16 protein-coding genes are annotated in these 22,498 nt (G+C 38.3%); 8 read left to right on the plus strand and 8 right to left on the minus strand.

The window, feature by feature from the left end:
- The first annotated feature begins 2 nt into the window (after nt 1-2).
- The 4 genes from QM524_RS20855 (at nt 3) to QM524_RS20870 (ending at nt 4,556) form a co-directional block, all read left to right on the plus strand.
- Complete coding sequence (locus QM524_RS20855; RefSeq protein ID WP_283346048.1) at nt 3-1,157, plus strand: sialidase family protein; 1,155 nt, start codon at nt 3-5, stop codon at nt 1,155-1,157.
- 63 nt (nt 1,158-1,220) lie between these two features.
- Complete coding sequence (locus QM524_RS20860; protein WP_283346049.1) at nt 1,221-2,762, plus strand: sialate O-acetylesterase; 1,542 nt, start codon at nt 1,221-1,223, stop codon at nt 2,760-2,762.
- A gap of 142 nt (nt 2,763-2,904) precedes the next feature.
- Nucleotides 2,905-3,588 (plus strand): GDSL-type esterase/lipase family protein, encoded by a 684-nt coding sequence (locus QM524_RS20865; protein ID WP_283346050.1) that lies wholly within the window; start codon nt 2,905-2,907, stop codon nt 3,586-3,588.
- A gap of 329 nt (nt 3,589-3,917) precedes the next feature.
- Nucleotides 3,918-4,556 (plus strand): YdcF family protein, encoded by a 639-nt coding sequence (locus tag QM524_RS20870; RefSeq protein WP_283346051.1) that lies wholly within the window; start codon nt 3,918-3,920, stop codon nt 4,554-4,556.
- 212 nt (nt 4,557-4,768) lie between these two features.
- On the opposite strand, the gene QM524_RS20875 is transcribed toward QM524_RS20870, so the two are convergent.
- The 4 genes from QM524_RS20875 to QM524_RS20890 form a co-directional block, all read right to left on the minus strand.
- Nucleotides 4,769-5,290, minus strand: coding sequence for a hypothetical protein (locus QM524_RS20875; RefSeq protein WP_283346052.1), 522 nt, complete (start codon nt 5,288-5,290; stop codon nt 4,769-4,771).
- A gap of 73 nt (nt 5,291-5,363) precedes the next feature.
- Nucleotides 5,364-6,194 carry a chromate resistance protein ChrB domain-containing protein gene (locus QM524_RS20880; protein ID WP_283346053.1) on the minus strand — a complete coding sequence of 277 codons (831 nt, stop codon included), beginning with the start codon at nt 6,192-6,194 and terminating at the stop codon, nt 5,364-5,366.
- 43 nt (nt 6,195-6,237) lie between these two features.
- Nucleotides 6,238-7,533 (minus strand): sensor histidine kinase, encoded by a 1,296-nt coding sequence (locus tag QM524_RS20885; protein WP_283346054.1) that lies wholly within the window; start codon nt 7,531-7,533, stop codon nt 6,238-6,240.
- Nucleotides 7,534-7,708: 175 nt separating this feature from the next.
- Nucleotides 7,709-8,392: a response regulator transcription factor gene (locus QM524_RS20890; protein ID WP_283346055.1), complete on the minus strand. Its 684-nt coding sequence runs from the start codon at nt 8,390-8,392 to the stop codon at nt 7,709-7,711.
- Nucleotides 8,393-8,720: 328 nt separating this feature from the next.
- On the opposite strand from QM524_RS20890, the gene QM524_RS20895 reads away from it, so the two are divergent.
- The 3 genes from QM524_RS20895 to QM524_RS20905 are packed head-to-tail and all read left to right on the plus strand — an operon-like array spanning nt 8,721 to nt 14,550.
- Nucleotides 8,721-10,112, plus strand: a complete 1,392-nt coding sequence (locus QM524_RS20895; RefSeq protein WP_283346056.1) for a TolC family protein — start codon at nt 8,721-8,723, stop codon at nt 10,110-10,112.
- A 4-nt stretch (nt 10,113-10,116) separates the two neighbouring features.
- Nucleotides 10,117-13,398 carry an efflux RND transporter permease subunit gene (locus QM524_RS20900; protein WP_283346057.1) on the plus strand — a complete coding sequence of 1,094 codons (3,282 nt, stop codon included), beginning with the start codon at nt 10,117-10,119 and terminating at the stop codon, nt 13,396-13,398.
- A gap of 9 nt (nt 13,399-13,407) precedes the next feature.
- On the plus strand, nt 13,408-14,550 hold the full coding sequence (locus tag QM524_RS20905) for an efflux RND transporter periplasmic adaptor subunit (RefSeq protein ID WP_283346058.1): 1,143 nt from the start codon (nt 13,408-13,410) through the stop codon (nt 14,548-14,550).
- Between the two features lie 897 nt (nt 14,551-15,447).
- On the opposite strand, the gene QM524_RS20910 is transcribed toward QM524_RS20905, so the two are convergent.
- Entirely contained in the window at nt 15,448-16,179 is a 732-nt protein-coding gene (locus tag QM524_RS20910; protein ID WP_283346059.1) for a 3-keto-disaccharide hydrolase, read from the minus strand.
- Nucleotides 16,180-16,708: 529 nt separating this feature from the next.
- Nucleotides 16,709-17,551 carry an aldo/keto reductase gene (locus QM524_RS20915; RefSeq protein WP_283346060.1) on the minus strand — a complete coding sequence of 281 codons (843 nt, stop codon included), beginning with the start codon at nt 17,549-17,551 and terminating at the stop codon, nt 16,709-16,711.
- A gap of 225 nt (nt 17,552-17,776) precedes the next feature.
- Here QM524_RS20915 and QM524_RS20920 point away from each other — a divergent pair, with 225 nt between their 5' ends.
- A complete protein-coding gene (locus QM524_RS20920; RefSeq protein WP_283346061.1) occupies nt 17,777-19,411 on the plus strand; it encodes a carboxylesterase/lipase family protein in 1,635 nt (544 codons plus the stop codon).
- A gap of 69 nt (nt 19,412-19,480) precedes the next feature.
- On the opposite strand, the gene QM524_RS20925 is transcribed toward QM524_RS20920, so the two are convergent.
- Both QM524_RS20925 and QM524_RS20930 read right to left on the minus strand, forming a co-directional pair.
- On the minus strand, nt 19,481-20,752 hold the full coding sequence (locus QM524_RS20925) for a DUF5690 family protein (protein WP_283346062.1): 1,272 nt from the start codon (nt 20,750-20,752) through the stop codon (nt 19,481-19,483).
- Between the two features lie 544 nt (nt 20,753-21,296).
- Complete coding sequence (locus QM524_RS20930) at nt 21,297-22,409, minus strand: alpha/beta hydrolase-fold protein (protein WP_283346063.1); 1,113 nt, start codon at nt 22,407-22,409, stop codon at nt 21,297-21,299.
- Between the last annotated feature and the right edge of the window lie 89 nt (nt 22,410-22,498).

Below are 22,498 nucleotides of genomic sequence, written 5' to 3' on the forward strand. Positions count from 1 at the left end.
CTATGAAAAAGATACTAGGAATCATCCTGAATGTCTTGTTGACAAGCCAGTTGTGGGCACAAGTACCTGTTTTTACCTCAGGACAAGAGGGGCATAAATCTTTTAGAATACCTGCCATAATCAGTTTACCTTCGGGCGAATTATTGGCTTTTGCCGAGGGGAGAGTCAACGGAAGTGGCGATTTTGGAGATATTAATATTGTCCTGAAGCGTAGCAAAGATCAAGGAAAAACATGGGGCAATATCGAAGTTGCCATCAATTATGATTCTCTACAGGCGGGCAATCCAGCGCCAGTCGTTGACCTTACAGATCCAAAATATCCTCAAGGACGTATTTTTTTGTTTTATAATACTGGAAATAACCACGAAGGCGAAATTCGTAAAGGACATGGGATTCGAGAAGTTTGGTTTGTGACATCCATAGATGCAGGACACACATGGTCAAAGCCCCAGAATATCACCACACAAGTGCATAGGCCCAACCAACCAAAGATTAATCCAGCCTATCAGTTTAAAGAAGATTGGCGTTCGTATGCCAATACGCCTGGGCATGCTACACAGTTTTTGAAAGGCAAATACAAAGGTCGCATCTATGTAGCTGCCAATCACTCACAGGGCGAACCACAGGCACATTTTGTGGATTATTTTGCCCATGGATTTTATAGTGATGACCACGGCAAAACCTTTCATTTGAGCGAAACCATCAACATCGCAGGAGGCAATGAGGCTACAGCAGCGCCATTGTCAGGCAATAAATTGATGTTTAATGCTCGTAATCAAAAAGGAGATATTCGCCAGCGAATTGTAGCGATTAGTAACGATGGGGGACAACATTGGCACGATACCTATTTTGACCCAAACCTTCCAGACCCTGTATGCCAAGGAAGTATTCTGAGTTTTACAGAAGGTAAAAAGACGATTCTTGCTTTTTGTAATGCCGCAGATACCAAAAATAGAGATAACCTTACTTTAAGAATTAGTTATGACGAAGGAAAAACTTGGGTGAAAAGTTGGGTTATCGACAAAGCCGAGGCAGGACATACACGTGACAATGCTGCCTATTCAGATATTGTGCAAATAGGAAAAGACCAAATTGGAATTTTGTACGAAAAAGACAATTACAAACAAATCATTTTTCATACAGTGTCATGGAAGTAAGAGCGATTGGCAAAATTCTGTGAAATGGATGTTTACAGTTTTGCCATTTTTTGAATAATAATCATGAAAAAATATCTTTTTACACTTCTAGGCAAATTGCTGTGCTTGAGTCAATTGGCGCAAGCACAGCTTGAATTATCCGCTATTTTTAGCGATAACATGGTATTGCAGCAGAAAATGACTATTCCTGTTTGGGGAAAATCATGTCGAGGTTGTGAGGTGCAAGTTTCGTTTGATGGATTTTCACTAAAAACTAAAACAGATAAGAATGGTCATTGGAAAATCAATATGCCTGCTCATACCGCAGGAGGACCTTTTCAATTGCTGGTTACCTCCCAAAAACAGCGTCTAGTTTTTCAAAATATTCTAGTGGGGGAAGTGTGGCTCTGTGCTGGTCAGTCCAATATGGAATTTCGTTTGGAACAAACCAAAAATGCCAGACAAGAAATATCACAAGCTGAAAATGCTCAAATTAGATTGTTTCGAATGACTCCACGTGCTGTGGCTCGTCCCTTGGCTAAGGTGGTATTTAGTGATAGTCTTTTATCTGAGCTGAACGCAGGTAAGTTTTATGAGCCTACAAGCTGGCAGCTATGTACACCCGAAACTGCTGCCAAGTTTTCGGCGGTTGGTTATTATTTTGGCAAACAGTTACAGCAAAAGCTCAATGTACCAATTGGGCTAATTTGTAATGCCGTTGGTGGTACTACTACCCAAGCTTATATCGATTCGGCAAGTTTGGCTTCCCATCCTCAATTACAGCAGTTTGTGGATAAAGATTGGTTACAAAAAGCCCAAGATATTCATCCTTGGGTATTAGAGCGAAGCAATGAAAATTTGGCTCTTGCACTACAGGATGCCACGCCCAATCGGAAGTTGTTACATCCATTTGCAGGTTCCTTTTTGTATAATAATGGCATAAAACCTCTAGCTCCATTTGCCATCAAAGGTGTGATTTGGTATCAGGGTGAATCCAATGCCACACATCCCGAAATTCATAACCCTTTGTTTGAGACTTTAGTAAAAAGCTGGCGAAAAACATGGAATCAAAGTGATTTTCCCATTTATACAGTCCAATTGCCTGCCATTGCTAATCGTTCTGGCTGGCCTGCTTTTCGTGCGAGTCAGTTTGAGTTGAGTCAAAAAATCAACAATGTCGGTATGATAGTGAGTATCGATACAGGGGATTCCTTGGATGTTCACCCGACTGATAAAAAGCCTATTGGCGAGCGACTGAGTTTATTAGCTTTAGCCAAAACCTATCAGTTACCTCTTGATTATTCAGGACCTATTTTTAAAGAATATCAACAAAAAGGAAATATTCTTGAACTTAGTTTTGACTTTTCCAGACAACTGCAAACCAGTGATGGATTAAATCCTAAAGGCTTTATCTTACAAGGATTTAATCTAGGAGGAACAGAAGCATCTTTTTTTTATCCAGAAAAAATAACGCTCTTTTCTGATAAAATAATCCTTACCTTGCCTTCGGATAAACAGGTTACCCAAATCAATTATGCATGGCTTCCTAATCCAAAATGTAATATTGTCAACGAGGCTAATTTACCATTGATGCCGTTTAAAATAGAATTGAATGGGAATTTTTAAAACGGATTTTACGATAAAAAAACATATTTATACTCAAACAGAAATGAATTGCGACAAATAGTCTTGCTAAAGGTTTTATTAATAGCACTTTGTGCCTTAGTGCCTTTGCAACTCTGTGCCTTTTGTCTATAACATATCATCTATGAAAATTAGATTTGTAATAGGCTGTGTATTCGGCCTATTTTTTGCCTTTATGGCACAGGCTCAACAAGTAAAGTATCATATTCCAGATTCTTTATTTTCAACGTATTATCACCAACGAGTAGCGCTTTTTAAAGTTTTACCTAAAACCTCAAAAGACATCATTATGTTGGGCAATAGTATTACCGACGGCGGAGAATGGGCAGAAATGTTTCAAAATCCTCACATTAAAAACAGAGGCATTAGTGGCGATATTAGCGCAGGAGTATTGAACAGAATCGATGAAGTAGCTGAAAGAAAGCCAGCTAAGGTGTTTTTGTTAATAGGAACCAATGATTTGGCAAGAGGTATTTCACCCGATAGTGTGGTCAAAAATATTCGTCAGATTGTGGCAATTTTGCATGAAACATCGCCTAAAACGCAGGTTTTTGTACAAAGTATTTTTCCAGTGAATGAGTCTTTCAAGAAATTCGGAGGACATACTAGTAAAAAGGCTGAAATCATTCAAGTAAATCAATCTTTGAAAAACCTAAGCGATTCACTGCCATTTGTGTATCTCGATGTATATACAAGTTTGGTAGACGAAACAGGTCGAATTAATCCCAAATTCACCAATGATGGACTTCATTTGTTAGGAGAGGGATATTTGGCATGGAAAAAAGTGATAGAAAAGTATCTTAATTAATCGTGCAGAATAAGATTTAAGTTTTTTTTGAAGGCATAAGGCAACAGGCCTTGCTGTTTCAAGTTTAATAACTTGGAACAATAAATCAAGTGCAGTCTCCGACTGCATAACCAAAAAAGCCAATAGCAAAGGTTGAATATTTTAGTGTGCAAGGTCGCAGTCGGAGACTGCTTTTTATCTGGCGTTCCAAGTTCTTAAACTTGAAAGAGCTAGAAAATTAGACTTTAACCTTTTGATTATGAATACCTTCAAATAACCAATAGACTATTAACTAATAACGTTTTCCTACTTATTCACAATTTACAACTCACAATTCAGCACTAATCCTTATGTTGCCCGAAGAGAAAATTTATAACTACCTAAACAAACGTTGTGCCCCACAACATCCCGATTTTATCTTGGTATTGGGTAGTAGCGATTTGCGAGTACCGAAGTTTGCGGCTGAGTATTTTTTAGAAAATCCTGTAAGCAACATCGTTGTTTCAGGAGGTTTGGGAAAGATTACCAATGAAATTTGGACGGAGACAGAAGCACATACATTTTCCAAAGTTATGATAGATTTAGGTGTACCAGCCGAGAAAATCTATTTGGAAGAAAAGGCCTCTAACACAGGTGAAAACATTCTTTTTTCCAAAAAAATCATTGAACAACATGGCTTACCACATCGTGAAGGCCTGTTGATTGCCAAACCTTACATGACTCGCCGAGCTTATAATACCGCTTCTCAACAGTGGCCTGAGGTAGAATGGTCGACCGCAGCCGAACCCCTGACTTATCATGAATATTTAGAATTGGTAGACGATCAAGAAACCTTTATTCACTTGATAGTAGGCGATTTGCAACGCATAAAAGTATATGGACAATTAGGCTTTCAGATAACAAAACAAGTACCAGCGGATGTTTGGGAAGCGTATGAAGAGCTGGTTGATAAAGGATATAATCGGTTTGTTATTGATCATGTTGGGTAAGAATTTTACCAAACATGAGTTATCCCGAATTGAGTGAGTTGAGATTGAGTGATTATGGGAAAATTAGTAAAGACGTAATGACTGTGTCTCAAGCCAAGTTATATCGAGCATAATAGCATCAAAAAAGCGGTCGGAAAATATTTTTCGATCGCTTTTTTGATAATAAAACTCAGAAAATAATTCCAATCTTCAAAATTCTGGATGACTCCTGTTTAAAACCCTATACCAAACTGAAAGGCAATACCTACTGAGGTTGGTTTGTCCTTACCAAAACGAACGGGCAAGGGAATAGCGATAAAATAATTGGTATCTTTTCCTTTTTTAATAACCTTATTGAAAACGGGCGTAAACCCTAGTCTTCCAGAAGTTTCGAACGCCGCACGACCAACAAAGGTAAATCCGTGTTTGAATCGAAACATAATGCCAGGATGAAAAAGAAAATTGCTCACACGAGTCTGACTGGCATCGCTTCTTACAAAGGGCACAAACTCTAAACTAGCTCCAATGTGGTCAGATTTTAGGATATTGATACCTACGGGCATTCCAACAGTGTACACCGAGCCAAAGTTTCCCGTACTACCTTGCGAGTCAAATGTAAAGAGTGGATGTACTAGCCCTGCATATCCTACTACTTTAGGATAGCTATTACTTGGAGTTTGAGCCAATGATACAGTAGGTTGAATCGTAAAAATTAATAAGCTCAAATATAAAAAGAGAGAGTATTTGTTTTGCATAAAATGTTTTTTCTACAAAATTCTTACCCGAATCTTTCCCTAAATAGTACTATTATTACCTTTGGTATAAATTTTACTTTTTTGCTGTTTTTCTATAATTTGAGGGACTTTCTCCCATGATTTCCTTGAAAGTTTTAGTAAAATGACTTTGATCCGAAAACCCTGATAAATAGGCTATCTGGGTTAATTTATAATTGGTACTGACCAATAAGTCTTTTGCTTTTTCGATTCGTAACTTACGGATATATTCTCCGTAGGACATATTGTCAAAGTATTTGGGAAACTCCCTTGAAAGATAGGTTGGATTGAGGTCGAGTTCTCTCGAAATATCGCTAAGTGAAAAGCTTAAATCGGCATCGATATAATCTTGTAAGAGATGTTTGAGGTCGAGTACCCAGTTGGGTGTATTTTCGTTCATCAAATTTCCTTCCGCCGACAAGCCCACTAAGATACGTTCCACGCTACTTTGTACATGTTTGGCCTTTTGCAAATGACTCGCCCATGCATACAACGCATCGTAAATGATTGCTCCTTGGGCTAGTAATTGGTGGTCAACCAAAATATTATAGGATAAGCCCGACGAAATCGCCCATAGTCCTGCCGAGTATGGTGAAAAATCGTGACGGTCGGTATCGGCACCACGAATAATCGGTGCCATGATTTTAAGCGCAGGGTCGTTTAGTTTATACTTTTTGAGAAGCGTATCGAACGTACAGTATTTCCCTCGGTGTGAAAGTTCTACATGAGGTATGTCAAATGGGATAGCATCTTGTAAGTGAGCTATTTCTAGGACTTTATCCGATGGGACAAATAAAAATTCAGCATCGGCATCAATGTATTTTTTGATAAGCCATGGACAAGCTATTCTATCTATTTTAGGTCTTTCACGGGTAATCCACTTCATTTTTTATTCAAGTCTTTTTCTTAAAAGTAAGTAATAAAGTAATTTAAGATGATGCCACTTCCATATATTCAGCTTCTTTTTGAGTTTTGGCATTTTTGAAACATACCACAAATGCATGGCGATAGTCGATGTATTTGTAAGTGATTTCAAAAAAATGTAACTCGCAAATTTGCTTGACAATAGATAATCCTAAACCAATGGAGTCAGGGTTTTCTTTCTTAAATCGTCTGAAAAGCTCTTCGGTTGGCATACTTGGGGCTTTTCCTGTGTTTTCAATATAAAGTTTTTTGGGAGTCAAGGTTACGGATATTGTTCCATTACAAATATTGTGACGGATGGCATTGCTAAATAGATTATTCAAAAGAATAGAAGCCAATACAGGATGAAGTCTGAGCGAAATATGCGGTTCAATTTGCTTTTGAAGCGTAATAGATTTCATCTCCAAAAGTTCTTCAAAGCCTTCCAGTGTTTCATTGACTAATTGCGAAAAGTTGATTTCTTCGATACTTTCATATTCTTGATTTTCGAGTTTTGTCAATAAAATCAACGATTGGTTGGTCTTATTGAGCTTGTCGAGGGCATTTAGGGAGGATAAAATTAAACCTGCTTGTTCATCACTAATGGGCGATTGCATGAGCAATTCCAGTTTTCCTTGAATAATCGCCAAAGGCGTTTGCAACTCATGAGAAGCATTTTCAGAAAACTCCTTCAAGGAATTATAGTCACAAATGGCTTTATTCATCATTTTTTCCAGAAAATGATTCAAACGATTAAACTCATTAATGCTAGTTTCGGGAAGGTGAATAGCTTGTTTATTCTTTAAAGAAAAACGATGTATTTCATCTAAAGTATTATGAAAAGGTGCTAAAATTCTTTCGGAACCCAGCCTGATAAAAACCCATAAAAGTACAATTAGCAATAGGAAAATACCCGCCATCGACTCAAATACCACTTTGGTGACATCGTCGGTATTAATCATCATATTGTATACCGAAATATCATAATGATGCCCATTGATTTTGTACGATGCTGAGGCTTTTATCTGACGATCAATACGTTGTAATTGAGGACTCCACGCCAAAGTATCGGATAGCGTGACTTTTTTAACAGGAGAATTGTAAGGAATTTCAGCAATGTGCAATTGTTCTCTTACGAGCTTTTCATAAGGGACGCCATTTTCGATTTTTTGACAAATATGGTGTAAAAGTTTTTCTTGTTCTTTCGCTTGGGCTATTTCGATATGAGATTCAAAACTATAAAAAGTCAGTATCCCTCCGACCAAAAAAACAAAGGCTGAAATACCTAAATACCAAGAAGTGAATTTATTAATGAGTTTCATAATGTTTCGTAGCAACAAAAAGGATTGTGTAATATGTGAGTTATCAGGCAACAGGCATTAGGCAGATAGTTTTAAAATGTTTTTTTGCTGAAATTCAATTTCCCTCATCTTCTTACCTGAAATGGGCATTAAGCTTTATGCCTATGGCTTATAGCCTAAAGCCCACTACGACAATCTATTTTGCATTTGTGTCAAATTTATATCCAAGACCATAAACCGTTGAAATATAATCGTTTCCGCCAAAATGGCTAATCTTTTTTCTCAGGTTTTTTACATGTTGGTAAACAAAATCAAAATTCGATAAAGTATCTGTATAATCTCCCCAAAGATGCTCTGCAATAGACTGACGAGTGATGACTCTATTTTTATTCGCTAAAAAATACACTAATAAATCAAACTCCTTTTTGGTCAAATCTAAGGTTTGTTGATTGACTTGTACTTCGTAGGTAGTGGTATTAATGGTTATTTCATTGAAAGTTACCACGTTGTCGCCTCCCAAATGATTTCTACGATAAAGTGCTCGTAATCTGGCTAATAGCTCCGACAAATGAAAGGGTTTTGTGAGATAATCATCTGCTCCAATTTCTAATCCAGTGATTTTATCATCTAAGGAGTTTTTGGCGGAAATAATCAGTACGCAACTTTGAATCTTATTTCGTTTGATAAAACGGAGTATATCCAAACCATTGCCGTCGGGCAACATAATATCTAATACAATACAGTCATATTCAAAACCAAGCAAGCGGTCTTCGGCTTGTTGGGCAGTGGCGCAAAGTTCACATACAATGCCTTCTTTGCTGAGAAACTGGAAAATATTTTGAGCCAGTTCAGGATGGTCTTCTACGATTAATATTTTCATAAGTGCCTAAAATAAAAAATTCTTTTTGAAGCAAATTTGAAGAACTGTAAAGTTTTTAAATCGCCTCAATATTTTCTTGATTTTATCCTTTTCCTTTAACGAATCAAATTCATTCTTCTTAAAATACTACAATTATTGTATCATATTGGTACTATAGAACAGGATACAGCATAAAAACTGTTCAATTTTGTTGAAACTTCAAAATCTCCTCAAAATCTTGCTGAAAATTTGAATTAATCAAGCGTTAATTCGTCCATTTTCTCAACAATTACTAATGATATGAGGCTTTGTGGCAAAGATACCAAAGTCGTTAATTTCTCATAAAACTATGTCTCTAAAACCCTTGTTTATGTTTTTGTGTTGCTTTTGCTTGCTTCGGCCTGCTTTTGCACAAAAACCAGTACTTACTCTTTCGGAAGCTATCCAAACGGGTTTGCAAAATTACAATTCTATCAAAGCCAAAAAGAGCTATCAGGGTGCATCAACTGTTATGGTTGAAAATGCCAGAAGACAATTTTTGCCTGATGTAAACACCGCCATTCAACAAAACTACGGAACAGCCAATGGACAATTTGGTCCTTTGTACTCGTACAAAGGCGTAGGAATAGCGGCTTCGGGTCCAAGTTCAACTTCCCAAAACTGGAACACCGCTTTTGGGGCGCTTTATGCTACCAATATCAACTGGGAGGCTTATTCTTTTGGGCGTTTGGATGCTACCCTCGATTTGGCAAAGTCGCAGGTAGCACGTGATTCGTTGGATGTATTACAGGAAAAATTTGCGCACAGCATGAAAATCAGTGCGGCTTATTTTAATGTGCTGGCAGCACAAAAATTTGTAGAAGTCAGTCAGGCAAATCTCAAACGCGTTACTGCTTTACAAGATGTTGTAAAAGCACGCGCCAAAAATGGTTTGAATGCAGGGGTTGATTCATCTATTGCCAATGCCGAAGTCTCTAATGCTCGTCAGGGAATTATTGATGCTAAAAATCTTGAAATTCAGGCAAATGCACAGTTAGCACAGTTTCTTAATAAATCTCCACAAGCTTTTGATTTAGACAGTTTATACTTTATCAGTATTCCTAAAAGCTTGGAAACTGCTCAATCTATCGAGCAAAATCCAACCCTTCAGTGGTATGCTTCAAGAATTACTTTAGCCGAAAAACAACAAGTTTTATTTGAAAGAAATAAGCTTCCTACGGTAAACCTTTTTGGCGCTTTTCAGACTAAAGGTTCAGGTTTTAAAAATGATTATACTCCTGATAATCATCATATTGACGGCTCTTACTTCGGAGGAGTTGGACCTACTAGGAGTAACTTTTTAGTGGGAGCGGGAATATTCTGGAATTTTATGGCTCCAACCAAAATCAATAAGCAAATAGAGGCACAGAAGTTATTACGAGAAGGCTTGCGCTATGAGTATGAACAAATGAGTTTGCAACTACAAAATCAGGTAGTTTTGGCGGATCAGCGTATCCAAAATGCCTTAGCAAGTTTTCACGAAGCACCGATTCAGTTAGAAGCGGCACGTACTGCTTATAATCAAAAGGCACTATTATACAAAAATGGCTTATCGAATATCATCGACCTTACCCAAGCGCTATTTGTATTGAACAGAGCCGAAACCAATATCAATGTAGCTTATGCCAATGTTTGGCAAGCCCTATTGCTCAAAGCCGCCAGTTCTGGTGATGCTGATTTACTCATGAAACAAGCTAGATAATTGTATGAATTTAATTAGAACAGCCCTACGCAAACCCATTACTATTTTGGTATTGGTGGCAGGTATGGTCTTTTTTGGAATAAATGCAGTCCGCAATATTAAAGTGGATATTTTTCCAGATATGAACTTGCCTGTTATTTATATTTCACACCCTTTTGGAGGGTACACTCCAACACAAATGGAGGCCTTTTTTGGCAAGCAATATGTCAACTTATTGCTGTATGTTTCGGGAGTAAAAAGTATCGAAACCAAAAACATTCAAGGACTTACCTTGATGAAACTAACCTTTTATCAAGGTACTAATATGGCGCAAGCTGCCGCCGAAGTATCAGCGTTTAGTAACCGTGCGCAAGCCATATTTCCTCCTGGCTCTCAACCTCCCTTTATTTTGCGTTTTGATGCCTCAACTTTGCCAGTGGGTCAATTAGTATTAAGTAGTAAAGTTCGTTCCAATAATGAACTGCTCGACTTGGCAAATACCTATATTCGTTCGTCATTTACTTCAATCCCAGGTTTGATGGCGCCACCACCATTTGGAGGTAATATCCGAACAGTCGTAATCAAAGCAGATCCTGAGTTGATGCGCGCACACAATATTACACCTGACCAAATTGTTGAAGCTATTCGACTCAACAACCAAACATCACCTTCTGGAAACGTTCGTATTGGCGATGTCAATTATATCACGCCAGTGAATACAACCATTAAAAAGATTGAAGATTTTCAGGATATTCCTATTTTCAAAGGAGGGGTTGCCAACTTGTATTTGCGTGATGTGGCAAAAGTGGAAGATGCTGCCGATATTACTTCCAGTTACGCACTAGTCAATGGTAAACGCTCTGTGTATATGGCTATTACTAAAACGGCTGATGCATCGACTTGGGATGTAGTCCAAGATTTGAAAAAGAATCTTCCCAAATTCAAAAGTCAATTACCTGAAGATGTACAATTGTCTTACGAATTTGACCAAAGTGTCTATGTAATGAATGCCGTAAAAAGCTTGATGAGCGAAGGGGCGATTGGTGCAGTTTTGACTGGTTTGATGGTATTGCTTTTCTTGGGAGATACCCGTGGTGCAATGATTGTGATTATGACCATTCCGACCTCGATTATTTCAGGAATTTTATTCTTGTATTTGAGCGGACAAACCATCAATATCATGACATTGAGCGGTTTATCATTAGCAATTGGTATTTTGGTAGATGAATCAACCGTAACGATTGAGAATATTCACCAGCATTTTGATATGGGCAAACCCAAAGCCTTGGCGATTTGGGATGCTTGTAAAGAAATCGCTTTTCCTAAATTGTTGATTCTCTTTTGTATTTTGGCCGTTTTTGCACCTGCCTTTACCATGAAAGGTATTCCTGGCGCATTGTTTTTGCCTCTATCTTTAGCGATTGGTTTCTCGATGTTGGTTTCGTTCTTACTTTCTCAAACTTTTGTACCAATTATGGCCAACTGGATGATGAAAGGTCATGCCAAAGCTCATGCCAAACAAGCGGGTCATCCTATCACAGAAGATGAGGAATTCCAAATGTCAGGTTTAAGTCCTGAGTCAGAAAAAGATACGTTGAATCAGAAAAAAGTATTAGTAGAGCCCAAACCAAAACCTACTAAACTAGGAGTGTTCGACCGATTCAAAACTCGCTTTATGGCCTTTCTGGATAGGCTATTACCGCATCGAAAATTGGTTGTAGTTACCTATCTGATACTAGCGAGTGTGGCAGCGTTCTTTTTACTCAAAAATATTGGTCGTGACGTATTGCCAAGAGCCAACGGTGGTCAGTTTCAGGTACGTATTCGTGCCAAAGAGGGAACACGTATTGAGCGTACAGAGCAAAAACTGATTCAGACAGTGGGTATTTTAGAACAAATGGTAGGTCGAGAAAACATTTCTATTACTTCGGCTTTTGTGGGACAACACCCTGGGTTATTTTCTACAAGCCCTATCTATTTGTTTATGAGTGGACCACATGAAGCGGTATTACAAGTGCAATTGGAGGAGCATTACAAAGCAAATTTAGAAGATTTAAAAGAAGAACTTCGTGAAAAAGTAAAAGCAAAAGTACCTGACATTCAGTTGTCTTTTGAGCCTATCGAGTTGACAGACAAGATTTTGAGTCAAGGTTCGCCAACACCAATTGAGGTTCGTATTTCAGGAAGAAATAAGAAAAACAATGAGGAATATGCCAAAAAAGTTGTAGATAAATTGAATGAGTTGCCTTATTTGAGAGATGTCCAAATCGGTCAATCGACCAATTATCCTGCTATTAATATTTCTATCGACCGTGTTCGTGCGGCACAATTGGGTATTGATATTGCTGAAATCTCTCGTTCGATTACCGCTTCAACTTCGTCATCGCGCTATACAGATAAAAGTGTTTGGATAGATGAAAAATCGAACCAGACCTACAGCGTTCAAGTACAAATTCCTGAAAATCAACTAAAAAGCATTCAGGATATCAGTGAAATTCCTGTTACGAGAAATGCTAGTCGACCTGTATTGAGCGATGTGGCTACCATTACGACAAGTAAAACGTATGGCGAAAATGACAACTTAGGGGCGGTTCCAGTAATTTCGGTTACTGCTAATTTATACAAAACCGATTTGGGTACAGCCACAACTGGCGTAACTAAAGCCTTAGATTCTCTTGGAGAACTTCCTCGTGGTTTGACAATTGAGCCAATTGGTTTGAGTAAAGTATTGACCGAAACCCTAGATAGCTTGCAGTCGGGTTTGTTAGTCGCCATTGTAGTGATTTTCTTGATGTTAGCTGCTAATTTCCAGTCATTTAAAGTATCTTTTGTGGTGCTTACAACGGTTCCTGCGGTAATTTTAGGGGCATTACTCATGTTAGTAATGACTCGCTCGACGCTGAACTTGCAATCCTACATGGGAATCATTATGTCGGTAGGGGTATCAATCGCCAATGCCGTATTGATGATTACCAATGCCGAGCAACTTCGCAAACATAGTGGTAATGCGCTCAAGTCTGCACGTGAGGCGGCCTCTTTGCGTCTTCGTCCGATTTTGATGACCAGTGTTGCGATGGTGGTAGGTATGATTCCGATGGCTTCGGGCTTGGGCGAAGGGGGAGATCAAACCTCACCTTTAGCTCGTGCCGTAATTGGAGGGCTATTGGCTTCGACTTTTGCTGCCTTGGTATTTTTACCATTGGTTTTTGCTTGGTTCCAAGAAAAAACTTCCACAGAATCTGTTTCACTAGATCCTGAAGATGAAGAAAGTAAGCATTTTATCTCGACGATCTATCAATCAAAATAAGACTCCAACATGCAACCGACAAAAGTTATGAATTATCCAACTGTTTTTAGATATACCCTTTTTGCCACGGGATTAGTATTAAGTTCTGTAATATTTACAAGTTGTGGCGAATCTGAAGCCAAATCTGAGCATAAAGAAAAAACGGCTTCGGCGTCAACAATCCCGACAATAGAAAGTTTTTCTTTAACAAAAGAAAAAATGACTGCTTCTCTACAATTACCAGGTGAGCTAACTGCCAAGCAAGATGTAGAACTTTACGCAAAAGTCAACAGTTTTGTGCGCCAAATGACCGTAGATGTAGGCTCAGAAGTACGTGCAGGACAACTATTGGCAAGCTTAGACGCACCAGAAATCACAGCACAATTGACTGCCGCTTCGTCTCGTCTCAAGTCGCAAGAAGCTATTTATATTGCTAGTAAAGCCAATTATGATCGTTTGTATCATACCTCCCAAACGCCTGGGACTATCTCACCAAACGAATTAGACCAAGCTTTGGCGCGCAAAAATGCAGATTTTGCTTTGTTAGAAGCTGCAAAAGCGAATTATAAAGAGATTGCAGATACTAAAAATTACCTAGAAGTCCGTGCACCATTTGATGGTACGATTTCGGTACGTAATATCAGTTTGGGAGCTTATGTAGGGCCGTCGGGTAAAGGTTCTGATAAACCAATGTTTTTCCTTCAAAACCAGAAAGTACTCCGTTTGGCGGTAGCGATTCCAGAAATATACACGGCCTATTTATCACCACAGAGTACGATTACTTTCCGAGTGAGGTCTCGACCAAACGAATTATTCAAAGCACAAATCAAACGTGTGGCCGGGGCATTAGACACCAAACTTCGTGCAGAGCGTATTGAAATGGATATTGATAATTCAAGTAAAAAACTACTCCCTGGTATGATTGCAGAAGTCAAATTGAATATGCCTTCGCAAGTTCCAACTTTTGTTGTACCAAAATCGGCGGTAGTTAATTCGCCAGAAAGAGTATTTGTCATTAGAATTGTGAATGGTAATGCAGAATGGGTAGATGTAGAAAAAGGTCGTGAAGCGGATGGCAAAATTGAGATTTTTGGTGATTTAAAAGAGGGTGATAATCTAGTAACAACTGCCAGTGAAGAAGTCAGAAATGGTTTTCCTGTAAAAGTAAAATAAGACAATAGGAATGATTCTGAATTGAAGAATATTCTCAAAGTTTTTATCAAAAAAGCGGTCGAAAAATATGTTTCGACCGCTTTTTGATGCTACTGTGCTAGATATGAATGGCTTAAGACGCGAGTATTGCGACTCTACTGATGCAATCCATTTTTTACATAATCACTCACTCGCTCAATTGGGGAGTTGATTGACCTTGAATCGAGTAAAATCATCACTTTGATAGTTATAGCGACAAATGATAGAAGGGAAAGTTTCTATCCACAAATCTCCAGAAGTATTCTTATATATATAGTGAATGTGATTACTCGTAATAGAATGAAGATCTTTGGGATTATTTTTGTAAGTCTTAAATTTATAACCATCATATCTGCAAAGCCCATTCCAAGTCCCAAACCACGTAAAGCCGTACTTATCTTTTACGATAGATCATCCTTAGTCGTCAGGTAACTAAAATATTGTCCACGAACCTTCTCCGCGTGGAAGAAAGCCATGAGGCTTATACAAGCAGCTATTATAAATATTTTCATATCGGGAAAAACAACAAAACTATTTTTAAAAGCACATCAATGCAAAAATCTCCTTTAAATATTGCTGACTGCTCTACTCTAATCAAAATAGTTGCCTATTGGTACTTTTGATGACTAAAGTCTTCAATTATTGTACCGTTAATATGATTTCAATACGTAAATAAAACTTTGTAAGTGGTACAAGTTTAATAAACAAATAAATTACGTCATTTGAAAGGTGTACACCAGCTATAGAGATTGTACCAGAAAAGGAGGGTTAAATTTCACTGAACTCCCAAGTGGAAATGGATCTAGGCTTTGTTGGGAAAAGCCTAAAAACAAAAAATCCCAAAGTAGCTAGTACTTTGGGATTCATGCTATCTTACTATTACAATTCTTTTATTTTGATATTTTTAAAGGCTATTCCTTTTGACCAATCTTGTAAAGCAATGCGTCCTTTTACCGTTTTGCCGAAAGTAGAGAAATATTTAAAATTACTTTTAGCAACTAGGTCTTTCCAATCTTTTGAGGTCAAATCTTGTTCGGCTGTCAAAACGCCATTGAGATAGAACTCTATTTTTCCGTTGACTTGCTTAATTCGAGACTCATTCCATTCGCCAGCGGGTTTGGTTACTGCGGCATTTTTCTGAGGGAAAAATCCATATAAACATCCTGCTCTTTTTTTGAAATTGGCTTCGTAGTCGTCATGTTTGGTATCGAGCAATTGATATTCTGGACCAGTAGACCATGCGGTTGGGTTACTTTCTTTTTCGACTACATTAAAAAATACACCACTGTTTCCGCCTACGGTAATTTTCCATTCAAAACGTAAATCAAAATTCTGGTATTCTTTGTCAGTGACCAAATCGCCATGCTCTACCGTAAAAGTATCTGGCTTACAATACAATTCATTGTTTTGGATAATCCATGCCGTCGGGATTTTGCCTTTGTTGTACAAATGCCACCCGTTGGTAGTTTTACCATCAAACAGCAATGTCCATCCCTCTTTCTTTTCTTGTTCTGAAAGTTGATTGGGCTCGTTGTTGGTTCCTACAAACGACGAAAGTCCTAAGGTAGCGATACCCAAAGTAGCCACCGACTTAATAAAGAAATTTTTCATAGTATATAATTAAAATTGGATAGTAATAAGTATTAGTGCTGAATTGTGAGTTGTGAATTGTGAATGTAAAATTTTAATTATCAATATCTTACATCTCCAATTGATTAAATCTTATTCTGCACGATCACTTAAGTAATCGAGCAGAATAATATTTAAGTTATGTGTTTAGGGACAAGGCAACAGGCACAAGGCACAGAGTGTTAAAATGTTTTTATTAATCACAGCTATGCTTTTTTCCAAAGCCCACCGCCGAAAGCTGATACCTGAATGCCTAAGGCACAAAAATTAAATTCTATTTTGCCCACTAACTTAAGTAGGAAGACGTTATTAGTTAATAGTATATTGGTTATTTGAAGATATTCATAATCAAAAGGTTATAGTCAAATTGCACCTCAGATATACTATTAATTTAATTTCACCCGCAATAGGCATTAAGCTATACGCCGTAAGCCAAAAGTTAAATGTTTTTTTCATGAAAAAATTTAAGCTTTTTTGCCTAATGCCTATGGCTTACAGCCTAAAACGTATACTAAAAATCAACTTGATCTGGGTCTAATCCAGAACCCCCACAATAGGGCATTTGGTTGATAATCTGCATATCTGCGGCACTGATTTCAAAATCAAAAACCAGTTTATTCTCGTCGATACGACTTGGCGTAACTGATTTTGGTAATGGCAATGTTCCGTTTTGTAAACACCAACGAACACATAATTGAGCCACTGATTTGTTGTATTTTGCAGCAATCTGAACCAAGGTTGCGTTCGTTAGCATTTTGCCTGTACCGAGCGGACTCCAAGCTTGCACCAAAATATTATTTTGCTGACAAAGCTCCACCACTTCAGCTTGACGATGACCCGGGTGAAACTCGATTTGGTTGACCATTGGTGCTATTTCGGCTGTTTTCAACAACGCTTGCAAGTGATTTACCATAAAGTTACTCACCCCAATAGCTTTAATGTATCCTTCTTTGTATAAGTCTTCCAACGCACGCCAAGTTTCGGCATTGATACTTTGCCAGTTAGCAAACTGTTTACCATTGGCTGGCCAGTGAATCAAATACAAATCCAAATAGTCGAGTTGTAAGTCGCTTAAGGTTTTGGCAAAAGCTTTTTTAGTTGACTCATAACCACGGTCGGAGTTCCATACTTTGCTGGTAATGAACAACTTTTCGCGAGCTACACCACTTTCCTTGATGGCTTGTCCGATACTTTTCTCATTACCATATATCGCAGCTGTGTCAATATGTGTATAACCCGATTCAATGGCATATTTTACTGAACTAATCGCCACATCTCCATTGGGAGTTTGCCAAGTGCCAAATCCGATACTTGGAATAGCTAATTGATTGGATAAAATGAATTGTTCTTGCATAAATTAGATGGGGAAAACATAAGTTTGAGTTTCGGCAATCGCCAAATTTATAACTGGGAGAATTACAAATAAGGTTTCATTGGGGTAAAATAAACTTTTAACAAAGTTCCTATAATTATCCAAAACACTAAGATTTTTTAGTATTAAATTGAAAAATAATAGGATTTTTTCAAAAAAGCTTTTATTATTGTCACAGAGTGAGACAATAGAACATTTATCCAATCCATGAAAAAACATCTGACTATCCTAGCAAGTGTAATTTGCTTAGCAACAAGCACGATGATTGCTCAAACTAATTTTAATTTTCCAGTTCAAACTTCCATCGACAATGGCGTTATTGAAGGAAACTTTGATACTCAAACAGGTATTCAAACCTACTTCGGCATACCCTTTGCCAAGCCTCCAGTAGGTCCGTTGCGTTGGAAAGCGCCACAGCCTATCGACAATTGGACAGGCATAAAAGAGACTAAAAAGTTTGGACCAAGACCCGTTCAAGCGATTGTTTTTGGTGATATGGCTTCACGCTCAAATGGTTTGAGTGAAGACTGTTTATATCTAAATGTTTGGACACCAGCCAAGCGCAATACCAAAGATTTACCAGTGTTGGTGTATTTCTATGGCGGTGGTAATGTAGCAGGTGACGGTTCTGAGCCTCGTTATGATGGTGGTACTATGGCAAAAAAAGGCATTGTGGTAGTTACGTGCAATTACCGTTTGAATATCTTCGGTAATTTTGCACACCCAGAATTGAGCGCTGAATCTCCGTACAAAGGTTCTGGAAACTATGGTTATTTGGATCAAGTAGCGGCTTTGCAATGGGTAAAACGCAATATTGCGAAGTTTGGAGGCAATCCTAACCAAGTGACTATTGCAGGTGAGTCAGCAGGCTCTATTGCAGTGAGTTATCAAATGGGTTCTCCTTTATCAAAAGGTTTGTTTCATGGAGCTATCGGCGAAAGTGGCGCAGGAATTAACCCTACCATGGCACCTGTAACCTTGGCAGAAGCAGAAAAACAAGGGTCTGATTTTGCGAAAAGTGCAGGCGTACCAAGCTTAAAGCAATTGCGTGCTATGAGTACACGTGAGCTGTATGAAATCTATAACGAATCTAAGCGATTTGGTTTTCCAGTGGTATTAGATGGTCATTTTTTACCAAAAACTTTACCACAAATTTTTGAAGCCAAACAACAAGCGCAAGTACCGCTTTTATTGGGTTGGAACTCTGCCGAAATCCCAGGTATGGCATTCATGATGGGACAGCCTTATACAACCGAAAAGTTTATCGAACGTGTGAAAAAGGAATATCCAAACGATGCTGACAAAGTTTTGGCCTTGTATCCTCATGCTACAGAAAAAGAAGTAGAGTTGTCTGCGACACAATTGGCGTCTGACCGTTTTATCTCTTATAGTACTTGGAAATGGTTTGATTTGCACAGAAATAACTCTTCGCAACCAGTGTATCGTTATTTGTATAGCAAAGTTCGTCCACCATTGGTTGATCAATCTTTGGCTTCAGGTTTGGCAGGCGGTACTGTCAAAAAAGAAGGCGCACCCAAAGCTCCCGAACCAGTAGGAGCGCCACATGCTTGCGAAATCGAATATTGTATGGGCAATCTCCATTTGATTAAAGATTACGCTTGGACTGCCGACGATTATAAGGTATCAGATACTATGTCTAATTTCTTTGCCAACTTTATTAAAGCAGGTAATCCAAACGGTGATAAATTGCCAGAGTGGCCAGCAGCCAAAGCAGGTGACAAACAACCTCCTGTGATGATTATTGATGTAAACTCAAGAGCCGAAAAGTCAACTATCGAACCTCGATATGATTTCTTGGATGCTAGTTATATGAAGAAATAACAGTGATTTTCGGCTATGAGTTATCAGTTTTTGGAAAATATTCTCCACTAATAGCCCATAGCCGAATACTTAAAGTCTATGCTGATATTTTTTATGCAAATACCCAATAGATAGCCCTACCAACAAAATATAAATGGCTGAAATAGCGTAGGATAATGAGATAAAGAAGTCAAGATAGTTGATACTTTTCTGGAAAAAGTTTTTGTAAAAAAGCACTAAAATACTTCCCAAATACGCATAGTAATCGGCCAATGTGATAAGAAAACCTATGGTTCCTGAGCGCTGAAAAGATGCAATCATTCTCTCAAAATACAAACTATTACACATCGAATACGCTACATAAACGCCAAAGCCCAAAAGCGTTAGCCAAACCACAGGACCGATTACATGAGCTTGAAACAAAAATGTGCTCAAGCCGATGAGTATTCCTCCCAACAACATCAAAATCTCAATCAAGAAAAAAGCTTGATAATTATTTTTTATCCATCTCATCGAAGCCATCAATAACAATACAGCAACCGCAATAGGTGTTTCAGTCTGCGTAAAAATGGCTGAATTATTGGCGTATCCCAGCAGTTTCCAGATTTCAGGAGTAAAGTTATCCCTAAATTCACGGAAGGTTGTGAGCACAATATATGAAATGACAAAAATGCTGAGACTGAAAAAGAATTCCTTCACAAAAGCTTTTCTATCCTCTTTTTGCATCGGTTTTCTTATGGTTCTACTAACAATATCCTCTGCATTAGGCGCAGGAATTTTCCCCATCAAGGTAGCACAAATAACAAAAGGAATAAACATAATTGCACAAGCGACAAACGGCATCCAAAATTCTGTAATTCCCCACGTATTCATCACCCATTTTCCAATACTTTTGGCAAAACCAGAGCCCATAATAAACGAAGCTGTGAGTACTGCTACCAGCAAATCTGTACTGCGTCGCCCTTCCAAAAATCCCAAAATTGTGCCATAAACCATACCTAAAGGCAAACTCGCCAAAAAGATAAAAATCAGGTTATAAGGTGCAGGTGTCAACGCAAAAAGCAGATAGGCCAACCACGATAGCGCCAACATGATAATCAGACTCTTAGACCGATTTTCGGGAAGCATTTCAGAAACATATTTCACCCCTAATCCTTTCGAAACGGCAAAGCCCAGCACCTGAGCTGTAATCATCAATATCTTGAATTGAATACCCCAAAAAATCCAATCTTCATACGTGGCTGCCGTATAAGCTCGTCGGAAGGGATAAAAGCATAAGTAGGTAAAAAATGCCGTCAGGGAAGCAAATACTTGAAAAGCCAGCGAATTTCGTTGAAGTGTAATTTGTAATTTTTGAAGCATAATTAGTTCAGATGAAAATACAAGGTTTGTTGATGGTCAATAACTAAAGATAAGATTTTGCGCCATAACACCAAAATTATCTGTAGGCTTCAGAGCTCTCAAAGCACCTTTCACCTGTCCTGAACTATCCTTTCAATAACCTCATGAAGCAGGACGGCCATATGAAAATATATCTTGAAAATTGTGTAGTAATGCTTTAAGCAATAAACTGTAGATATTAGGTAGGTAAAATCGTGTAAAAGAGGATTGTTTAAACTTTTCAAAAAATAGTTTTATTGATTAATTCTTGGCCTTACTTTTTAACTAGGCGTTCCCAACTTAATACAAAACATAACCGCAGTGGTAGTCGCAAAAAATTCAAGAATTTATAATCGGAGTGGCGTCCCACCTCGCTGCTCTCAAACAGTATAAATTCATTGCTCAAGCAAGCAGTGCTACGAAAATTTAAACAGGTTTGCCCTTGTCTAAAATTTGTTGCCTTCAAAAGGCAACAAATTTTAGACAAGGGCAATTCACAACTCATCATTCAGCACTTATGTTTGGTCTATTTGAACAAAAGCGGTGCTAATTCACGTAAACTTCTACGCCATGTTTGGAACTCATGACCTGTTTTTTCGGAAACATAAGAAACGGCATTAAAATTAGCTTCTTTTAAAGCTGTCACTGCATTATTCACACCTTCTGGTCTTTCCCTGCTACCGCAACTCAAGAAGATAAGTTTCACTTTTGATTTATCTTTGATATCGGTTGGTGCATAAGTACCGCCACTCAAAAGTGCATAATACGAAAATACGTCTGGCTTATTCAAGGTAATGGTTTTTGTTTCCATACCGCCCATACTTAGTCCAGCCATCGCACGGTGTGATTGTTTGGCAATAGTTCTGAAATGAGCGTCCACATAAGGGATCAATTCATCTATTAAAACCGTTTGGAATGGTTCGATTTTAAACTCTCTGATTTTTCCAAACTTTACTTCGTTGGTCATGCCATAGGTATTTACGATAATAAAAGGCTTGATTTTACCTTCGGCAATCAGGTTATCCATGATTAAATTGGCATGACCTTGGTTCATCCAAGCGGTTTCATCTTCGCCCCAACCGTGTTGTAAATACAAAACAGGGTATTTGTCTTTGCCCAATTCGTAGCCAGGAGGTGTGTAAACAAAGGCTCTTCGAGAAGTGTTAGTACTTGGCGATGGAAACAATACTTGTTGCACGTGACCATGTGGTACGTTTTTGAGGGCATAAAAATCTTGGTCATGGGCAGGAATTTCGATGCCACTTTCCCAACGAATAGAGCCGTAGTAATTCATAGCACCGGGGTCATTGAATTTTCCTCCGTCGATTTTTACATTATAATAGTGAAAACCTTCGTCCATTGGGCCTTCCGTTGTACCCATCCAACTGCCGTCACTGGCTTTTTCTAATTTTGTGCCACCTCTGCCACCAAGCCCCAAACTTACCCGAACGCTATCGGCAGCAGGTGCAATAATTTTGAAACGAGCATATCCTTGGGAATTTACCATCGGATACTCTTGTTGTGGCTGGTTGAGCGGAGAGGGTTTAAAGTCCTCAATAATAGCATTTTGCTGGTTTTGTGCTAGCGCAATACCACAGCTTGATATGCTGAATAAAAGAGATAAAACGGTACTTTTCATTGTTAATTTTAGGTTTATGTTAAAAAGCTGATTACTGGACAAAACGTGAGGGTGTCATTCGAGTGCTTGGGTTTTATCTGAATTTTGTA

The organism is Flectobacillus roseus, from assembly GCF_030056595.1.
Classification (GTDB): domain Bacteria; phylum Bacteroidota; class Bacteroidia; order Cytophagales; family Spirosomataceae; genus Flectobacillus; species Flectobacillus roseus.